General features: G+C 58.9%; 18 protein-coding genes and 1 pseudogene. 8 read left to right on the forward strand and 11 right to left on the reverse strand.

What is annotated here, in order from left to right:
* Window positions 1-38: 38 nt before the first annotated feature.
* The 4 genes and pseudogenes from P3T21_RS27725 to P3T21_RS27740 all read left to right on the forward strand — a co-directional run bounded on the left by P3T21_RS27725 (window position 39) and on the right by P3T21_RS27740 (window position 3,184).
* Window positions 39-635: a hypothetical protein gene (locus P3T21_RS27725; RefSeq protein ID WP_429259147.1), complete on the forward strand. Its 597-nt coding sequence runs from the start codon at window positions 39-41 to the stop codon at window positions 633-635.
* A 462-nt stretch (window positions 636-1,097) separates the two neighbouring features.
* Window positions 1,098-1,253, forward strand: a pseudogene (locus P3T21_RS27730) (phage integrase N-terminal SAM-like domain-containing protein); the annotation flags it as partial.
* Window positions 1,254-1,346: 93 nt separating this feature from the next.
* Window positions 1,347-1,979: a class I SAM-dependent methyltransferase gene (locus tag P3T21_RS27735; protein WP_429259196.1), complete on the forward strand. Its 633-nt coding sequence runs from the start codon at window positions 1,347-1,349 to the stop codon at window positions 1,977-1,979.
* A gap of 197 nt (window positions 1,980-2,176) precedes the next feature.
* The gene (locus tag P3T21_RS27740; protein WP_429259148.1) at window positions 2,177-3,184 is read left to right on the forward strand and encodes an SDR family oxidoreductase; all 1,008 of its coding nucleotides are present in this window, start codon (window positions 2,177-2,179) and stop codon (window positions 3,182-3,184) included.
* A gap of 74 nt (window positions 3,185-3,258) precedes the next feature.
* Here P3T21_RS27740 and P3T21_RS27745 read toward each other — a convergent pair whose 3' ends face one another.
* Window positions 3,259-4,155: a LysR family transcriptional regulator gene (locus P3T21_RS27745; RefSeq protein WP_429259149.1), complete on the reverse strand. Its 897-nt coding sequence runs from the start codon at window positions 4,153-4,155 to the stop codon at window positions 3,259-3,261.
* Window positions 4,156-4,349: 194 nt separating this feature from the next.
* On the opposite strand from P3T21_RS27745, the gene P3T21_RS27750 reads away from it, so the two are divergent.
* From P3T21_RS27750 to P3T21_RS27765, 4 genes are read left to right on the forward strand one after another with little or no spacing between them, the layout of a single operon-like run.
* Window positions 4,350-4,748, forward strand: a complete 399-nt coding sequence (locus P3T21_RS27750; protein WP_429259150.1) for a nuclear transport factor 2 family protein — start codon at window positions 4,350-4,352, stop codon at window positions 4,746-4,748.
* Window positions 4,749-4,781: 33 nt separating this feature from the next.
* Window positions 4,782-5,681, forward strand: coding sequence for an NAD-dependent epimerase/dehydratase family protein (locus P3T21_RS27755; RefSeq protein WP_429259151.1), 900 nt, complete (start codon window positions 4,782-4,784; stop codon window positions 5,679-5,681).
* A complete protein-coding gene (locus P3T21_RS27760) occupies window positions 5,678-6,508 on the forward strand; it encodes an SDR family NAD(P)-dependent oxidoreductase (RefSeq protein ID WP_429259152.1) in 831 nt (276 codons plus the stop codon). The genes P3T21_RS27755 and P3T21_RS27760 overlap by 4 nt, the downstream gene beginning before the upstream one ends.
* Window positions 6,509-6,532: 24 nt before the next feature.
* Complete coding sequence (locus P3T21_RS27765; protein WP_429259153.1) at window positions 6,533-7,006, forward strand: nuclear transport factor 2 family protein; 474 nt, start codon at window positions 6,533-6,535, stop codon at window positions 7,004-7,006.
* A gap of 12 nt (window positions 7,007-7,018) precedes the next feature.
* Here P3T21_RS27765 and P3T21_RS27770 read toward each other — a convergent pair whose 3' ends face one another.
* From P3T21_RS27770 to P3T21_RS27815, 10 genes are all read right to left on the reverse strand, one after another.
* Complete coding sequence (locus tag P3T21_RS27770) at window positions 7,019-7,714, reverse strand: TetR/AcrR family transcriptional regulator (protein WP_429259154.1); 696 nt, start codon at window positions 7,712-7,714, stop codon at window positions 7,019-7,021.
* Window positions 7,715-7,861: 147 nt separating this feature from the next.
* A complete protein-coding gene (locus tag P3T21_RS27775; RefSeq protein WP_429259155.1) occupies window positions 7,862-8,779 on the reverse strand; it encodes a LysR substrate-binding domain-containing protein in 918 nt (305 codons plus the stop codon).
* A gap of 28 nt (window positions 8,780-8,807) precedes the next feature.
* Entirely contained in the window at window positions 8,808-10,031 is a 1,224-nt protein-coding gene (locus tag P3T21_RS27780; protein ID WP_429259156.1) for a porin, read from the reverse strand.
* A 113-nt stretch (window positions 10,032-10,144) separates the two neighbouring features.
* On the reverse strand, window positions 10,145-10,558 hold the full coding sequence (locus P3T21_RS27785) for a DoxX family protein (RefSeq protein ID WP_429259157.1): 414 nt from the start codon (window positions 10,556-10,558) through the stop codon (window positions 10,145-10,147).
* A gap of 78 nt (window positions 10,559-10,636) precedes the next feature.
* Window positions 10,637-11,929, reverse strand: a complete 1,293-nt coding sequence (locus P3T21_RS27790) for an MFS transporter (protein WP_429259158.1) — start codon at window positions 11,927-11,929, stop codon at window positions 10,637-10,639.
* A gap of 268 nt (window positions 11,930-12,197) precedes the next feature.
* The gene (locus P3T21_RS27795) at window positions 12,198-13,337 is read right to left on the reverse strand and encodes an FAD-dependent monooxygenase (RefSeq protein ID WP_429259159.1); all 1,140 of its coding nucleotides are present in this window, start codon (window positions 13,335-13,337) and stop codon (window positions 12,198-12,200) included.
* A 2-nt stretch (window positions 13,338-13,339) separates the two neighbouring features.
* Window positions 13,340-13,837 (reverse strand): acyl-CoA thioesterase, encoded by a 498-nt coding sequence (locus P3T21_RS27800; protein WP_429259160.1) that lies wholly within the window; start codon window positions 13,835-13,837, stop codon window positions 13,340-13,342.
* A 1-nt stretch (window position 13,838) separates the two neighbouring features.
* Window positions 13,839-14,621 carry a maleate cis-trans isomerase family protein gene (locus P3T21_RS27805; RefSeq protein WP_429259161.1) on the reverse strand — a complete coding sequence of 261 codons (783 nt, stop codon included), beginning with the start codon at window positions 14,619-14,621 and terminating at the stop codon, window positions 13,839-13,841.
* A gap of 1 nt (window position 14,622) precedes the next feature.
* The gene (locus P3T21_RS27810) at window positions 14,623-16,314 is read right to left on the reverse strand and encodes an AMP-binding protein (protein WP_429259162.1); all 1,692 of its coding nucleotides are present in this window, start codon (window positions 16,312-16,314) and stop codon (window positions 14,623-14,625) included.
* A 26-nt stretch (window positions 16,315-16,340) separates the two neighbouring features.
* A complete protein-coding gene (locus P3T21_RS27815) occupies window positions 16,341-17,204 on the reverse strand; it encodes a VOC family protein (protein WP_429259163.1) in 864 nt (287 codons plus the stop codon).
* Window positions 17,205-17,215 lie beyond the last annotated feature (11 nt).

The following is a 17,215-nucleotide window of genomic DNA, read 5'->3' on the forward strand; positions in this document are numbered from 1 at the left end:
ACAGTCGATCGCGGGAATTCGAACCAAAGGAGAGACTCATGCTGCCGCAACTCTGGTTTTTCGTTAGCATCGCATTCAGCTTCAGCACGTGGGGAATCGTCGCGACGCGATACATCTGGCCAAAACTCCGCCTCCTGCGACGGACCGAAGCGCTGCGGCCTCTTCTCATCCTGCACAGCTTCCGCTTCATTGGGTTGGCATTCCTCGTCCCAGGCGTCGTGTCGCCCGAGCTGCCGTCTGCCTTCGCGTATTCCGCCGCCTACGGGGACCTCGTTGCGGCGACACTCGCGTTGCTCTCGCTGGTATCGCTGCCACGCGGGGCTGGCATTGTCATCGCATGGATCTTCAACTGGTGGGGCTTAGCGGATCTCTTGAACGCGTTCTATCAGGCCAATGATGCCGGGCTCGTGGCGGGGCAGTTGGGCGCCACCTACTTCATTCCGACTCTCGTAGTACCGCTACTGCTGATCACGCACGGACTCGTCTTCCGGATTCTTCTGCAACATCAAAGTCAGTCCGCAATGCGGGAAAGCCGGCAGCCCGGCGAAGGGCTACCAAGTGGAGGGCCCATGATCGATGCAACAACCTCCACAGAGCCACAATCAGTCGGTGCGGCGACCCGTTTGACGGGGTGAGGCACAATCTGCCCTGGAGCGGACATCACGGCTCAAGTAGCAACATACCGCATAGTGGGCGGTCGCGATCACCTTTCGAAGGGGTCGTTACGACACGGGCGGCTCTCTCAGAATGGTGTTGAGTCGGTAGATGGTGGACTAGGCGTCTTCGCGCGTAGCCGATCGGCCCCGGTCTCCGCGGAGTAAGTTCTGTGTCGGCGGCAGCGAATCATAGTCTGTAGCGGTGACTACATCAGTGTCCGCTGCCGTCTCAATCAATGTCCGCTAACAGCAGAGCAACCTGACGGCTCTGGGTCGGTGAACGAAACCGCTCGCGCTGTAGGGGGCTCCGGCTAAGCCCGGTGGTTTGTGAGGGGTCGGCTGCGCGGTTCCGTATGTTGGCGAATGAGGCAATCCGCCTCGTTCTCCAGCAGGAGCCGAATCATGACCTCTCAACCGAGCGTCAGCCCGCTGCGTCAGCGCATGACCGACGACATGCGCATGCGCCAGCTTTCTCCCAAGACGCAAGCCACCTATCTGCGCATCGTGCGCGAGTTTGCCCGGTTTCTCGGGCGCTCGCCCGACACCGCCACCATCGAGGATTTGCGAAGCTACCAGTTGCATCTGGTCGATCACGGCACATCATCCTGTTCGGCACGCAACCGACCACGACCGATGACACCGGAGGTACGACGTAGTCGTGCGGGAAATGCCCCGAGATATACTTCCCGCATGGAACTCGACCCCCGCGACCTCGATAAAATCAGTGCCGTCACGTTGCAGCACTACGACGCGCACGCGGAAGATTTCCGCGACGGCACGTACGACCACGACGTCACGCAGAACATCGCGGCGCTGCTGCACCATATCGAAGTCGAGCCCCCTCTTACGATCCTGGATTTCGGCTGCGGGCCGGGGCGAGATCTCAAGGCCTTCACTACACTCGGCCATTGCGCGGTCGGCCTCGATGGCGCCGAGCGCTTCGTTGCAATGGCGCGTGACGCGACTGGCTGCGACGTCTGGCAGCAGGATTTCCTGCATCTCGATTTGCCGGCCGCGCACTTTGACGGCATTTTCGCCAACGCCGCGCTGTTCCATGTCCCGAGTCAGGCGTTGCCGCGCGTGTTGCGGCAATTGCACGCGACACTGAAGCCCGGCGGCGTGCTGTTCAGCTCCAACCCGCGCGGCACGAATCAGGAAGGCTGGAGCCACGGCCGCTACGGCGTCTTCCATGATCTCGAAGCATGGCGCCGATATATGGCGGGCGCGGGATTCGTCGAAATTGAGCACTATTACCGGCCCGCCGGCTTGCCGCGTGAGCGGCAGCCGTGGCTAGCCAGCGTGTGGCGCAAGCCGGTTGCCTGAAACGCCAGGGGTTGTCACCGTATGCCCGCGTTGGGCTTGGCAGATGCTTGCGTTCAAGCCGCTTTGATGCAGCGCAAAGCAGCCGATTTGCAGCACTGTCCATCGCGCAGAGAAACGGCCAGTCGTAGATCTCGCACAATCGGCAGAAGCGGGGACGCCTGTCGTCGGGCGCGACAGGCAGAGTGCGGCCGATACTGTTGAAAAAGTCGGTGACGGTCGTTCCAACCGGGTTTTCATGGGTCGCTTTACCCTTAACCGGTGCTCGCGAGCGGTTTGCGGGCCGATCTGAGAGGTCGAAATTTTCGCTCGTGTTGTTAGGGCGACACGCTGCGACTTTTTCAACAGTATCAGCCATGAAGCGTCATTCGCCCGTTGGGTTAGTCGGACATTCAAACGGCGGCTCCGCTCAGCAAACGGCCATTCGATCCGCGAGAGTGAGCGTTGCTTCGTTCAGAAAATACGTCATTACAGGTTCAGCATCCGGAATTGGCCTCGCAACCAGGCATTTACTCGAGGCACAAGGCCATCATGTGATTGGCGCGGATATTCACAATGCCGAAGTCATCGCAGACCTGGGTACACCTGAAGGACGCGCCGATCTGGTCGAGCAGGTGGAGAGAAAAAGCGGCGGCTCGATCGACGCGGTTCTCGCCGTGGCCGGTGTCGATATTCCGGGCCCCGCCACCGCGGCGATCAACTACTACGGCGCCGTGGCGACGCTGCAAGGGCTCCGGCCACTGCTGCTGAAGTCGTCGGCTCCTCGCGCCGTGGCCGTCTCGTCCATTACCTCCGTCCACCCATACGACGAGCAACTCCTGAACATGCTGCTGAACGGCACAGAGGAACAGGCATTGGAACGGGCACGAGACGCGAGTTACGTCTACGCGACATCCAAGCGAGCGCTTTCACGATGGATCCGTCGCAATGCAATCAATGCGGACTGGGCTGCCTCGGGTATACCGTTGAATGCGCTTGCGCCAGGACTCGTCAAGACCGAATTGCTAGCGCGACTTTTCGAAGACCCCGATAAAAAACGCGCCGTCAGCGCCGGCACCCCCATGCCACTCGGCGGTCCGTACGAGCCCTCGGCAGCCGCCGAGTTCCTTGCCTGGCTCGCGAGCGAAAAGAACGGCCATATGACCGGCCAGACCATTTTCATTGACGGTGGCGCGGACGCGGTGATTCGCGGTGATTCGGTCTGGTAAATCGCTGGACGGGGTATACCGTGCGTCAGAAGCAAGCGTGTCAGGCAATCGCCGCGACACGCCCTGCTTGTCTGCTATTGACGCCCCCTCTCCAGCGGTACGTGCTGGCTGATGAAATCGATGAACGCTCGTAGCTTCGGCGTGATATGTCTGCCGGACGGCCACAACAGCTGGAAAGTGTTGTGGTCGGTTGTGTACTCGTCCAGAACGGTCACCAGCCTGCCGTCATTGAGGGCGTCGCTCACCGTGAAGTCCGACATGTAGGCAATGCCGAGACCTTCCAGCGCGAAGCACAAGCGCGCCTCGTTGGTATTGCATGTCACCGTTGTGGAGAGTTGCGCTTCGACTTCGTCGGCATCGTGCCGCAGTTGCCAGACCTGCAGTTTGCCCGTGTTCGGTATACGGAATTGAATGCAGGCGTGCTCGGCGAGTTCCCTGGGATGCACCGGCTTCCCGCAGCGCTCGAAATAGGCTGGCGCACCAACGAGCAGCATCCGGAAAGAGCCCAGTCGCCGCGAGGTCAAACGGGAATCCTCAACGTCGCCACTGCGCACGACAGCGTCGTAACCCTCTTCGATCACATCGACCTTCCGGTTGTCGAAATCGAGATCCAGTTCGATCTCGGGATATCGCCGTTGAAACTCGGCAAGCACAGGTAGAAAGGGCTCGCCGATCATGGGCAAGCCGATACGCAGCCGCCCTTTGGGGACCGCCGAGGCCTCGGACAACTCGGCTTGCGCCGCGTCGAACTCCGCCAGAATGCGGCGTGCGCGTTCGACAAACATCTCGCCCTCGGCCGTCAGCCTGACGCTGCGTGTGCTTCGATGAAACAATCTGACGCCGAGACTCTGCTCGAGACGCGTTACGCTTTTACCCACGCCTGAAGCGGAAATACCCAGATTTCGACCGGCAGCTACAAAGCTGCGCGTCTCGGCAGCCTGAACAAAAACATTAAGCGCAACGCTATCCATAGTCTCGCAGCATCCATTGCGCGGACACATTGTCCACTCTATCGGGAACTCTACCCTACTTAATTCAAGCGTGAGAAGCAGTTACTTTTGCAAAGTGGAGAGGACGCGGACTCTTTGCCTCGCAGGAGACAACGACCTCTTTTCCCTTTGACTGAATATGCATTGGTAAAACCATGCCCGAACAGGAACTCATGATGACAACCGGATCAGATTTTTTCGATCTCGCGCGCAAACTCGAAGACACACGATGGCAGCTATTGCTGAATGCCGATGTTGACGCGCTAACCGACCTTTTATCCGACGATCTGCAATTCGTGCATTCGAGTGGCCTGAAGGACGACAAGACGGCTTATCTCGACGCCGTCAGGGCCGGTGTGGTGATCTACCGAAGCGCGAATAGCCGCATCGAGACAGTCGTGCCCCTTGGCGATGAATCGTTTGTCGTGCGCGGTGCTCTGAAAATGGAAGCAACCGTGCGTGGAACGGAACGGAGTCTCCATTCGCTCTTCATGGTTGTGTGGCGCCGCGAGCGGGAAACATGGCGGCTTGTTGCGCACCAGACCACCCTGATGCCGGCTTCGACAGCTAGCTAAGTTACCTAACCAAGTCTTCTAAAGGAACAGATCGTGAACATTTTTATTACTGGCGCCAGCGGTTTCGTCGGCGGCACCGTCGCCCGCCGTCTGCTCGCCGCAGGCCATAGCATTCGTGGATTGATACGCGACGCAAGCAAAGCCGAAGCGTTGAAAGCACAGGGTATCGGGCCCGTGATCGGCAGCCTCGAAGACAGCAGTCTGCTGACGCGCGAAGCCCACCAATCGGAGGGTGTGATCCACGCCGCCGACAGCGATCATCTGTCGGCGATCGAAGCCCTTATCGAGGGTTTGCGTGGCTCCGGCAAACCATTGCTGCACACGAGCGGTTCGAGTGTGATCGGCGATGATGCGCTGGGCAATAGCGTTTCAGAAGCTATCTACGACGAAGACACGCCGATGATCGTGGAGCCCGTCAAGCAACCCCGTCGTGACATTGAACTGCAGGTACTCGCCGCCTCCGCTGAAGGCGTGCGCGCCATAGTGATCTGTCCGAGCAACATCTACGGCAGTGGCACAGGCCTCAATCCGCGCAGCGTGCAGATCCCGTTTCTGGTCGACGACGCGCGCAAGGGCGGTGTGGTGCACATGGTTGGACGGGGCGTCAATCGCTGGTCGAACGTCCACATTGAAGATGTGGCCGAACTCTATCTGCTTGCGTTCGAGAAAGCACCGGCTGGCGCGTTTTATTTCATCGAGAACGGCGAAGCATCGTTCGGTGAAATTGGCGCTGCTATCGCACGGCGTCTGAAGCTTGGACCGGTTGAATCCCTGACGGTGGAGCAAGCTACCGAGCGTTGGGGCAAGGTCCATGCGCACTACACCTTCGGTTCCAATAGCCGTGTCCGCGCGAAGCGTGCCCGCAAGGAACTCGGCTGGGCGCCACGCCACACGTCGGCGTTGACCTGGATTGAAGAGGACATGCCGCTATGAGCAAAGTCTGGTTCATCACTGGCAGCGCCGGTGGCATCGGCGCCGGAATCGCCCGGGCAGCGCTGACTGCAGGCGACGTAGTGGTTGCCACTGATCTCGACCTTGATCGACTGCAGCAGGTCTATGCAGCGAACGCAGCGAACGTTCTGACAGCGCAACTGGACATTCGCGACGCGGCGCAGGCCGAGGCCGTCGTGGAAGCCACCCTCGCCCGTTTTGGCCGCATCGACGTGCTGGTCAACAACGCGGGTTATGGCCAGTTCGGGCCATTCGAGGAGATCGAGCCCAAGGCGATCGAGCGCCAGTTCGCCACTAACGTGTTCGGCACCTTCAACGTCACCCGGGCGGTCTTGCCGATGATGCGCCGGCAACGCGCAGGGCACGTCATTAACATGTCTTCCAATGGCGGTTTCAAGGGTGTCCGCGGCGCTTCGATGTATTCGGCCACCAAGTTCGCCATCGAAGGATTCTCCGAGGCTCTCGCACAAGAAATCGCGGACTTCGGTCTCAAGCTCACCATCGTCGAACCAGGTGCCTTCCGAACCGACTTTCTCGACGACCGTTCGCTAAAACGCGGCACGCACGCGCTGAATGACTATGATGATTTCCGCGCCAAGGCCAATGCAGTGTTCGAAGCCCGCAATCACAACCAGGTCGGCGATCCCGACAAGCTTGGCCTTGCGCTAGTCCAGATCGCAAACGAAACCGACCCGCCGTTTCGCTTCAGCGCCGGCGCCGATGCACTCAAGGTAGTGGACGACAAGCTGGACTACGTTGCCCGTGAAGTCGAACGCTGGCGCGAATTGTCCCTATCCACCGACTTTTAAATCATCCATCACAGGAAACATTTCATGAATCTTCAAACTCTGGACTCACGGCTCGATGCGTTGGAAAGCCGCTTTGCTCTTGAACGGCTGATCGCTGAATATGCCCAGGCCTTCGACAACCATGACGAAAATCTGTTGCGCAGCATATGGCATGAGGGTGCGCTGCTGTCACTCGGCGACGCCTTCGGCAACTTTGAAGGCGTCGAAGCGATTCTCGAATCGGCCCGGCAGAACTGGCAGAAAATGCCCCACATGCATCACTGGATGGCCAACCCATTGATCGATATCGACGGCGATAGCGCTACCGGCCGGGCAGCCGTCGACTGCCTGTGCACCCATGTCGAGATGGGTCCCGTGCAAATCAGCGGCCTCTACCACGACCGCTTTGAACGTCGCGACGGCCGCTGGGCCTTCGTCGAACGCCGCTTCGACCTTCATTTCCTCACACCGCTCGCCAACTGGACACCGGTTATGGGCAGCGAGAGCGTCAAACCGTAGGCGAATAAGTAACTAGCCGGCCTTCGGTGTTTTGTCGATCATCAGCGACAGATGATCCAGATCCTCGCGCAACAGTGCCAACGCTTCGCTGACGGCGCTGCTGCCTTTCAATTGCCGCTTGGCCGGCCGCACGACCGATTGCACTGCAAGCTCAGCGATCGTGTCGGCGATCTCGATTGCGCTGCTCGCGCCCTCCGGCTTGTACCAGAACGCGGGCCAGCTGCACATGCCGATGAGAGTGAATGCCGTGATCTTGGCGTCGACGACACGGAACACCCCGGCGCTCACCCCAGCTTCGATTGCCGCGGTAAAGTTGTTCAGCACCGCGCGCTTCGCATCTTCGTTTGCGCGATATGCGCGCTCGGGCAACTGCTGCTCGGTGCGTTGGATCACGCGAAATTCGTTGTAGTGGCTCAGAATCAGTGTCGTATGCTGATGAACCAACAGACGCAGGCGCTCTTTCGGATCTGCATCCGTCTCAGCAACTGCCTGGCTCGACAGCCGCCTCGCTCTTAACGTGACCTCCTCGACCAGCGCCGTGAGTATCTCATCCTTGTTCTTGAAGTAATAATAGACGGCGGTACGCGTCACGCCAAGCGCCTCGGCGATTTCCTGCATCGACGCACCGCCGAAACCCTTTTCGATGAAGAGCGCGGCCGCGGCGTTCAGGATCTGTTCTTTTTGTCCGTCAGCATTCACCTTTGCCACGAAATCACTCCTGATAGCGGTCGACGGCCAGATGGCCGCCCTACCGTAGTGTTGTGTTTGCGTGATTGTAACGCCCGGGCCATCCCGTTCAACCCCTCGCGGCCTGTCCTGACTCATGCGCCGTCGTCATGCGTCGCCGGTCGAGTATCAAGCGTGACTGGCAGAAAGCGCCGCAGTCACAAACTCGCGTAGAAAAGCAATCCATGTCCTGATTTTTGCGTCCAGGTATTCTCGCGACAAATACGTAGCGTACACGGTTGTACCCTGCAGCTCGTACTCCGGCAGCACACGCACCAGCGCGCCACTCTGCAGCGCCGATAACGCAGAAAGCGTCGGCAACGGACCGATTCCAAATCCCTGAACCAGTGCAACCGCCAATGCATCGGCCGAGTTCGCGCGCAACTTGCCCGGGCGCAGTTCGATTTCCGCCGCGCCGTCCCTTCCTTCAAACCTCGAGCGATCGACCGGAAAGTGCGGGGTCACCAACTGCAGGCACGTATGCTGATGCAACTCCGGCACCGACCTTGGCGCGCCGTGCCGTTGAATGTATTTCGGCGACGCGCACAGCACAGTTGGCATCGTGCAGATTCTGGCAGACACGAGTGCGGAGTCGGGTAAATTGGCCGTGGCGACCTGGAACGCAACGTCGAATCCCTCATCGAGCAGGTCGGGAAATCGCTGCGAAAGCGTCACGTCGGCACGGACCAACGGATATCTCTCCAGATAGTGAGTCAATGCCGGCACGACATAGATCTGCCCGAAGCTCAACGGAGCATAAATACGAAGCACGCCCGCCGGTGATGTTCGCGCTTCTCCGGCTTCGGCTTCGGATGCATCGATGAGCGCGAGGATCTCCTTGCAGCGATGCAAATACCGGTTTCCCGCATCGGTCAACGCGATACGCCGGGTCGTCCGATTGAACAGCCGGGTGCGCAAATGGGCTTCCAGATCCGAGATAAAGCGGGAAGCCTGCCCCGTGCTCATGTCCGACTGCTCCGCGCCCGCCGTGAAGCTACCAGCCTCCGCCACGCGCACGAAGACTCTCATGTTTCGCAATAGGTTCATCGTGCGCTGCCCGGCTGCTCCATCACCGTTAGAATTTGTGCCGCAATGCAACGCGAACACCGACCTGCTTGCTGGTGGTGGACGGACTAAAGCCGCTGACGGAGGCGACCGCCGCCTGATTGAGCGAGTCACGGCCGCTTGCGCGCTGCAGGACCGCTAACGCGTAAAGGTCTGTTCTCTTGGAGAGGTTGTAATCGGCGCCGAAGTCGAGTTGAAGATACCGGGCGCCACCATCGCCCTTAACCGAATTTCGCCGCATATAGTCAAATGCGGTGCCGATCAATAATGCAGGGGTGAGCCGGGATCTCACGCTCAATTCAAGGTTCGCAAACTGGGCAGTTCCAGAATAGCCGAACGGGTTGGGACCCGAGGCGGAGCCGAGCGACTCGAAACGCGTATTGGTCGCAACGAATCCGAGCGTAGTGGCACTGATCGCATACGCCGCACCCACACCAAAAATCTCGGTCGTTTTAGCCGACGCATAGCCGGCATACACAGGATTCGATTGGGCTGACGTCGCCGATCCCAGCGCCCCCATATTGTCCGCTGTCACGCCGCCCTTGTTCGGCGTATTTCCGTAGAAGGAGATGTTCGGATCGCGAGCATTCAGATAACCGGCCCCGAGCGACAAGGAACCGCCGGTATAGCCCGCGCCGATTGACCAGATCTGATTTTGTGTGATGCTCCCCGCCGTGCCACCGAAGCTATAGGCAGCACCCGCGCTAAACCCGTGGTACGCAGCGCTCGTGAACTTGACCGCATTGTTGATGCGATTCGAATTAGCCAGATTGTCGACGTCGTCGGGATGCGTGCCCATGAATCCCGCCCACTGCCCCACGACAGCCAGCGGCTGCAAGAAATCGACCAGCGTGTCATATTGCCTGCCGAGTGTCACTGTTCCGGGTCCGCCAGCAATCCCCACGTAGGCCTGGCGGCCGAACTCCGTTCCGCCTTGAGCAAGTACGCCGTTATTCGCGTTAAAACCGTTTTCGATGACGAATAGTGATTTCAGTCCTCCGCCGAGGTCCTCCGTTCCGCGCAGACCCCAGCGACTCCCGCTTACTCCTGTCGCCGTTCCATCGGAAATAGCAAACAGGTGTGCACCTGACAGCGCACCGCCTGTTTTGCCGGTTTGTGCGTTGTTCACGTAAGTGACGCCAAGATCCACAATGCCATAGAGGGTGATTGTGCTCTGAGCATGTGCTGCGCAAACGAATCCACCGAGTAAACAGCCAATGTAAGCCTTGTTCATGAATTGTCTCCAATATTATTTAGTAATACTATTTATTATTTAGCCGTCTACAAACGGATCATTTTTATTTCATAGCAATCAGAAGATCTCAAGTCGCAAATATCTACTGACCGCTACGCTCGCGCACGTCGCCGATTTGCCGCAATGAATGCATCGAGGCTCAGAGACCCGGCACCCCATACGATCACCTGTAGAAATCCACCCGTAATCGCAATGTTCTTCATGAAACTAATCAGTTGCTTGGGATCAGCAAAGTTGTCGTGAAAGGTCAACCCCGTCGCCAATGTAAATATCGCCATTACGGCGGCCACGATACGGGTGCGATAGCCGAGAACGAGTGCCGTCCCAAACCCTAGCTCAATTACAACTGCGATGACGTAAGCGGCCTCGGGCCATGGCAGCGCCTTCGAGGCAATATAGGCTTGGGTGCCAACGGGGTCGGCCAGCTTGCCGACACCGCTCATCAGGAAGAGCGAACTCATCAGAATGCGACCGAGGGTTGCGGCCGAAGAAGTGCTTGTATTCAACAGTGCCTCACATTTTGGTTAAACATCGGATAACAACGCTGACGAACTTCTCAGGTCCAGCAAACCGCTCTTCGTCGGTTATGCCTTTTTGTCCAGCTGACTGGACGTGCTGTGCCGAACCGACAACTTCTCCCCGGAAGCCGGGATCTGTTTCACGCGCCGTTCATGCAGGCGGCCGAGACTGCCGACAGCCACCGCCGCCAGCGCGGTCGGCACGGCCGACACAAGCAACGTTTGATCGACGCTCCATACGAGCGCCATCAACTGGCCGCCGGCGAGTGGCCCAAGCACCGCGCCGAGTCTGCCGAAACCGAGTGCCCAACCCGCACCGGTAGCCCGCGCTCTTGTCGGATAGATCGTGACCGCCAGTGCATTCAGGCCGGATTGACCGCCGAGAATGCAGAATCCGGCGAATGCGATGCATAGACCGGCGGCCAGCGGCATGTTATGAAAGTAGCTGATGCCGACTATTGCTATGCCACCGAGGGCGAAATTCGCAAACAACACCGCCGTAAAGCCGCGCCGATCGATCAGCATGCCCAACGCGAAATTACCCACCAGCCCGCCAAGCCAAAGTGCCGTCCCCGCCAACACCGCTTTGCTCGACGAATAGCCTGCGCCACTCATCAGCACGGGGATCCATGCGGCGAGGAAGTATGCGCAAAGCATGTTGGCGAAGTTCGCAGCCCAGAGCAGAGGCGTAACGATCCGACGGCCCTCCCCCAGCAGCATTGCGAGCGTATTGCCACTAAGTACGCCGTTCGCGGGCGGCAACGTGGGCATGGCGGCCCCGGGCGCCACCCGGTGTAGCAGGTGCAAGGTCCGTGGCGTTTGCGGGTGGCGTAGAAGGAAAAATTGCAGCGATTCGGGAAGCGCCGCGAACATTGAAAGGGACAACAGCGCTGTGAGCAATGCGCCCGCGTAAAAGACACCGCCCCAGCCGAACGGTGCAATCACCAGCGCCGCAATCCCTCCACCGACCACACCGCCGACGATGTAGCCTGACGATACCGCCATCATCAGGCTCACGCGGATGCGCGCCGGGCTGTATTCGCCTGCGAGGGCCATTGCATTCGGAACGATCGCACCCATTCCAATCCCTGCAGCAAAACGAATGCCGATTAGGGCGCTAATAGAATTGGCGAAAGGGGTTAGCGCCATGCAAAGCGCGATCCAGGCGGTCGCCGCGATCAGCATCGGACGGCGGCCGATCTTGTCAGCAAATCCCGCGAGCACCAGCGATCCGGCGAACATGCCCAGCAACCCGGCCGCGAACACCGGCCCCAATACGGAGCGGCTGGTGCCCCAGGCTTTTATCAGCGCCGGAGCGGCATAGGCCATGGCCTGAACATCAAAGCCGTCGATCACCATGCACAATGCGCATATGCCGAGTACGCGCCACTGCATCGCGCTAACAGGCCTGCCGTCGAACAACGAAAAAGCGGTCTCTTCCCCAGGCGATGCCATAACTGTCTCCCAACCTGATTTCTATATTCAGTGCGAATTCGCGTGAGCGGACCCGGACGGACCCGTCGTTCCCGTGACAACCGGGGTCGCCATTCAATTGACTTTCACATCTTTTATTTGACGACATCGACAAATAACGAACAAAAAAAACAGACCCGCCGCAGCCGGAACCTCAGTTCACTGGCTCACCGTGGAGCAGTTCATATTGCCGAACGAATCCCGGGTCTCGTTGGCGCAAATCATCATGCGTCACGCGTCCGGTACGGCGCATGTAATCGTAAGTGAAGCCGATCGGATCGAGATGCAGCTTGTCGCCGACGTTTTCATACCAATCAAGACTCTTTGCCGCGGCCAGCTGGAAGCGATCCGAAGCGGAGCGGCGCAACGCCTCGAAATACTCGAACACAGACTTTAGATCAGACCTGTGCGCGCACAGGCCTTCGTATAGCGCGATCGAATCTTCCATCGCCATCCGTGTACCGGAGCCGAGCGAGAAATGCACCGAACGCAGCGCATCCCCGATCAGAATCATGTTCTCGTGATGCCAGTTCTCGTTTTTAACGGTCACGGCTTCAAACCAGGTGGACTTGTTCGACAACAGACCGTGTCCGTCCAGGTCGTCGGCGAAAACCTGCTCACAGAAGGCACGGCTGTCCGCATCGCTCATTTCGCCCAATCCGGCGCGTGTCCACGTCTGCGGATCCGTTTCGATCAGAAACGTACTCATCCCGTCGGCGTACTCATAACTATGGGCGATGAAAACACCGAACTCGGTTTCGCGAAAGATCAGCGAGACAGCATGAAACGGCTTCCTGGTTCCGTACCAGGCAAATTTGTTGCGACGCTGCACGAACGACGGTTTGAAGGCATCCGCATATTGCGCGCGCGTCCGACTGTTCACGCCATCCGCCACCACAACGAGATCTGCCTGACGCAATGCGCCCAGGTCGTCTACGCGAGCGTTGAACTGTAGATCGACGCCCGCCGACCTGCATTCGGTATGCAGAAATTGCAGCAAGGCAATGCGGGCGACCCGCGAAAAGCAGTTGCCATGGATCGGCACATGCACGCCGCGGTGGACAATTTCCATGTGCTCCGAACGCACGTGGCCGGCGGTGAACCGACGGAAGAACTCGGGGTCCGATTTCTCGAGAAACGACAGCGCGACATCCGAAAACACCACGCCCCAGCCGTAAGTTGCGCTGGCATCATTCTGTTCATAGACCCGGACCGTCCACTCCGGAAAGCGTCGTTTGACCAGATATGAGAGAAACAGCCCACCGGGCCCTCCTCCTACGATATTGATGTCCATCTTCAGTCTCCTGCGTCTTGCTCGAGCGCCGTGCGCTGCGCGGCGACTTCCATCAAACGGCTGCGAAATTCCGCTGGTATCGAGATCGAACGGCGCTCGGGACGGGCTATGCATATTGGACTCAGCGTCGCCGAGAAAATGTTCTCCCCGGTTTCGTTGGTTCCTGCTATCGCAAGATCGAAAGATCTTTCGCGCACATCCATGACGGTCACGCTTACATCGAACAGTTCATCCGGTCTCAGGCTCTTGTTGAATACAAAGCTAAGCGCCTTGACCGGCGTCCCGAACGATTGGGCGTCCTTGCCGGCCTCAACCGGGGCGCCAAGCAGGAAAGCATAGAACCGGTTTGCCGCAGAAATCACGTATTCACTGAAATTGACCGTGTAGACCACCCCGGCCGGATCGCACTCGGCCCATTTCACGCGCCGACGCACCACAAAAGGTTGACCGCTGATCAACCACTCTGACGGGCCGGTGTCGAAACCCTCGAAGGCGGTCATCTCAGGCCTCGACCGGCGCCACAGGCACTGCAAATTTTTCCGTCAACAACGCGCCTCCGCCCGGAATCTCCGCGTCGAGTCTCAGCCTGTCGAGCATCCGCCGCGTCGTGCACACCGCTGTTGACGTGACGGGAATCCCGAGTCGGGTCTGGATTGCCTCAATGGCCAGCAGCGATTGCATCTGCACACACGCTGACGCCACAACGACGTCGACATTCGCCACGTAAAGCCTTTCCACGTCCTGTAGAAGCTGCATGGGGTCGCGCCGACCCACATCCAGGTTATCGGGGATCTCGAATGACAGCGCATCGACAACCTCGATCCCTTCGCTCTGGATGTACTCCACCACCAGCTTGGTCAGCGGCTTCATGTAGGGCGCCATCAACGAAATTCGGCGCGCACCCATGATCTTCAGCCCTTCAATGAGCGCACCGGCTGAAGTCATCACCGCCGCATCGCACTGATTGGCTTTGACCACCTCCGCCAGCTCGCTCTCCACTGTGCGGTGATATCCCGGGCCCATTGCCATGATCGCTACAAGACAGGCGGTACTCATCACATCCATGCGGGCGTCGGCGAGTTCCGCCGCACATCGCAAGCCTTCCTTATTCATGGCGACAAGTTCTTCCTTCGTCACTTTATGCATACGCATGCGGCTCGAATGAAACGTGAATCGTTCCGGCGCGAGCGTCTCGCGGCGCCGCAGCAACGCGGGCACTTCCGTTTCCATCGTCGTGTTGGAACTCGGCACGATCTGGCCGATCCGGTAAGCGATCTTGCTCATGTCATTGATCCTCTCTGGAAGGTGAAATGTTCGCCGCAGTTTCGGCCTCAATAGTTTCGGCGATGATCCGGCGCATGGCCGGCTTGTCGACTTTGCCGACCCGCGTCACCGGAAACGCGTCCACGATTTCAATCCGCTCCGGACATTTGAACTTCGCGAGACCCTGCGATGAGAGAAATTCGATCATCTGCGGGATATCAGGCGCGGAATGCCCTTCACGAAGAATCAGAAACGCGCAGCCCTTTTCTCCGTAAAACGGATCGGGCATAGCCACCAGTTTCGCGTCCAGAACAGCGGGATGACGGCTCAGAAACGCCTCGACTTCCTCAGCGCCGATCTTCTCGCCTCCGCGATTGATGTTGTCGCGCAGGCGGCCTTCGAACGAAAAGTAGGTCACGCCGTCGATGACATGCGCGCGCATCATGTCCCCGGTCCGGAAGAAACCGTTCGACGTGAAGGCCGTGGCATTAGCCTCCGGCGCGTTGTAGTAGCCTCTCAGGCTGGACGGGCCGCGAAAACATAGCTCACCCATTTCGCCAGGCGCGACGGGCGATTCGTTATCGGCATTGAGCAGAACGAGGTCGTCATGCTCACAACCCGAGCGCCCGTGCGTGTGATGACGGACGAATGCGTCAGTTGCTGGGCCGGAGCCGATCAGCAATCCTTCCGTCGTGCCGTACATGTTCGAACTGGTCACGCCGAGAAACGTTTCGAGCGCATCGGCCCGAGTCAGACAAAAGAACAGCTTGAGCGACGACAGGTCATAATCAAGCACCTCTGCACACGCCATGATCTGGGGCGCAACCGGTCCGATTGAAACAGCATGCGTCACGCGATGCTGCTGGATCAGTTCCGCCATCCGTACGATATCGACTTTCGGCATGAGTACGGTGGTTTGCCCAAGGGATATCGTGGGCACGAGCGCATACAGATGCGCCGCGTTGTGAAGCAAAGGCAGCGACCAGATCAACGTGGCGTGTTCACCCGCCTCCACGTGCCTCGCCCACGCTTCGGCATGCGCGAGGTATTCCGCGTGAAAACGCGGGATGATTTTGGGCACTCCAGTCGTGCCGCCTGAGAGCTGGAAACTCAGGACGTCTTCCGAGCCGATGTGCACACCGCGTAGAGTGGTCCTCGCCTCATCCAGCGAGACAGACTCCAGTAACGCGGACATTGAGTGCGTCCCAGCGGGCGCATCACCACGCGCCACGACTAGATTTTTGAACGACGGATGTTCGGCACACATCTTCCGTGCAAAACCAACCAAATCGAACTGTGCTGCGTCGGCCTGCACGAAATAGGCTTGCGGCAACGACAGGTTCGCCAGTTTGCCGATCTCGACCTCGCGATACTGCGGCAACGCACAAACCGGAACAATACCGCTCTTGTAACACGCACATAAAGCTAGTGCGGTGTCGATCGTCGTGCCCATCTGGAACACTGCGCGTGCGCCGGGTTCGAGTCCAAGTTTGAGCAAAGCGGCGGCCAGACGGTCGCTTTGTTCATCCAGCTCACGAAATGTGATGCTGCGTTCGTCGCTGATCAGGGCCAGCTTGTCGGGAAGGCGTTTCGCCGTCTCGGCGAGCGCCTGGCCGAACGTTCTGTCTTTCCATGCCCCCACCTGAAAATAATGCTGAGCGATCGACGGCTCGCAATACGCGACGCCTTCGAGCGGATAATGGATACCTGCCATGTCTGTCTTCTCCAGTCGACCCGCTCTTATTGTTCGACGATGCGAACGCGGTCTTTGTCAAACGTGTCAATACGCCCACACAACCCGCCGGTGAAGAGTCCATACCAGACGGCCGGTTTCAAGCCCAGTTCCCTGCGATTGAATTCGAGCGCCTCGTTCGATTCAATCAGGAAGTAACCCGGCGACGGTTGCGAGACGCGATACTCCGAATTGTGCCGCGCTGCATCAACCACGCTTGCGAATTCCACCAGCGCCGGCACGAAAATGCCCGGGCCTTCGCACTTTATGCCGCATTGCCCACTCAACAGTCTGCCCTTTTCCTGCCACACAGTATCAATCTCCCGGACTTGCCCTGCATGGTCACTGGCGATCTGCTCTGCCATGATCGCCGCCTCAAGTGTTAGCGCCGCATCCCGCGCGTCCAGCGATTGCAGTTCGCGCAGCTTGACCGTGATCTCGATGAAGTAACCGTTTGGGTCGCGAAAATAGATCGATTCGATCACTTCATGCTGGGTGGTCGATGAGACCTCGACACCCTTGACCTCGAGCATCTCCTTCCACGCGAGCAGCTGTTCCGTGCTGTCGGTCAGCCAAGCGGTGTGCGTCGCATCGAATACATGGTCATCTGGCGTAGGCGGCATCAAGGGGCGTTCTTGCGGTCGCGGTTCGCCCAGATAGTAGAAAAAGGCAATCGTGCTGCCGTTGCCGCTATCGAAGAAAAAGTGCAGGAAATCCGGATGACTCTCCGGACCCCAGCCTCGCGCGGAGATCGTATGGACGAGCGGCAGACCCACCGTGTCGCGATAGAACTCGATGGTTTCGCGCAGCTTCCACGTCGGACGCGCCGTGTGGTCGACCCCCGACAGTCTGAGCGGTACTGATTGATTCATTCGTCAACTCC

Origin of the sequence: Paraburkholderia sp. GAS334 (assembly GCF_050436625.1) — a bacterium.
Lineage (GTDB): Bacteria > Pseudomonadota > Gammaproteobacteria > Burkholderiales > Burkholderiaceae > Paraburkholderia.

What these genes read in the sequence shown, in the direction of transcription:
- P3T21_RS27725 (WP_429259147.1), top strand. Translation starts at nt 39, where the DNA reads ATGCTGCCGCAACTCTGGTTTTTCGTTAGCATCGCATTCAGCTTCAGC.
- P3T21_RS27735 (WP_429259196.1), top strand. Translation starts at nt 1,347, where the DNA reads ATGGAACTCGACCCCCGCGACCTCGATAAAATCAGTGCCGTCACGTTG.
- P3T21_RS27745 (WP_429259149.1), bottom strand. Translation starts at nt 4,155, where the DNA reads ATGGATAGCGTTGCGCTTAATGTTTTTGTTCAGGCTGCCGAGACGCGC.
- P3T21_RS27750 (WP_429259150.1), top strand. Translation starts at nt 4,350, where the DNA reads ATGACAACCGGATCAGATTTTTTCGATCTCGCGCGCAAACTCGAAGAC.
- P3T21_RS27760 (WP_429259152.1), top strand. Translation starts at nt 5,678, where the DNA reads ATGAGCAAAGTCTGGTTCATCACTGGCAGCGCCGGTGGCATCGGCGCC.
- P3T21_RS27765 (WP_429259153.1), top strand. Translation starts at nt 6,533, where the DNA reads ATGAATCTTCAAACTCTGGACTCACGGCTCGATGCGTTGGAAAGCCGC.
- P3T21_RS27775 (WP_429259155.1), bottom strand. Translation starts at nt 8,779, where the DNA reads ATGAACCTATTGCGAAACATGAGAGTCTTCGTGCGCGTGGCGGAGGCT.
- P3T21_RS27780 (WP_429259156.1), bottom strand. Translation starts at nt 10,031, where the DNA reads ATGAACAAGGCTTACATTGGCTGTTTACTCGGTGGATTCGTTTGCGCA.
- P3T21_RS27790 (WP_429259158.1), bottom strand. Translation starts at nt 11,929, where the DNA reads ATGGTGATCGACGGCTTTGATGTTCAGGCCATGGCCTATGCCGCTCCG.
- P3T21_RS27795 (WP_429259159.1), bottom strand. Translation starts at nt 13,337, where the DNA reads ATGGACATCAATATCGTAGGAGGAGGGCCCGGTGGGCTGTTTCTCTCA.
- P3T21_RS27800 (WP_429259160.1), bottom strand. Translation starts at nt 13,837, where the DNA reads ATGACCGCCTTCGAGGGTTTCGACACCGGCCCGTCAGAGTGGTTGATC.
- P3T21_RS27805 (WP_429259161.1), bottom strand. Translation starts at nt 14,621, where the DNA reads ATGAGCAAGATCGCTTACCGGATCGGCCAGATCGTGCCGAGTTCCAAC.
- P3T21_RS27810 (WP_429259162.1), bottom strand. Translation starts at nt 16,314, where the DNA reads ATGGCAGGTATCCATTATCCGCTCGAAGGCGTCGCGTATTGCGAGCCG.
- P3T21_RS27815 (WP_429259163.1), bottom strand. Translation starts at nt 17,204, where the DNA reads ATGAATCAATCAGTACCGCTCAGACTGTCGGGGGTCGACCACACGGCG.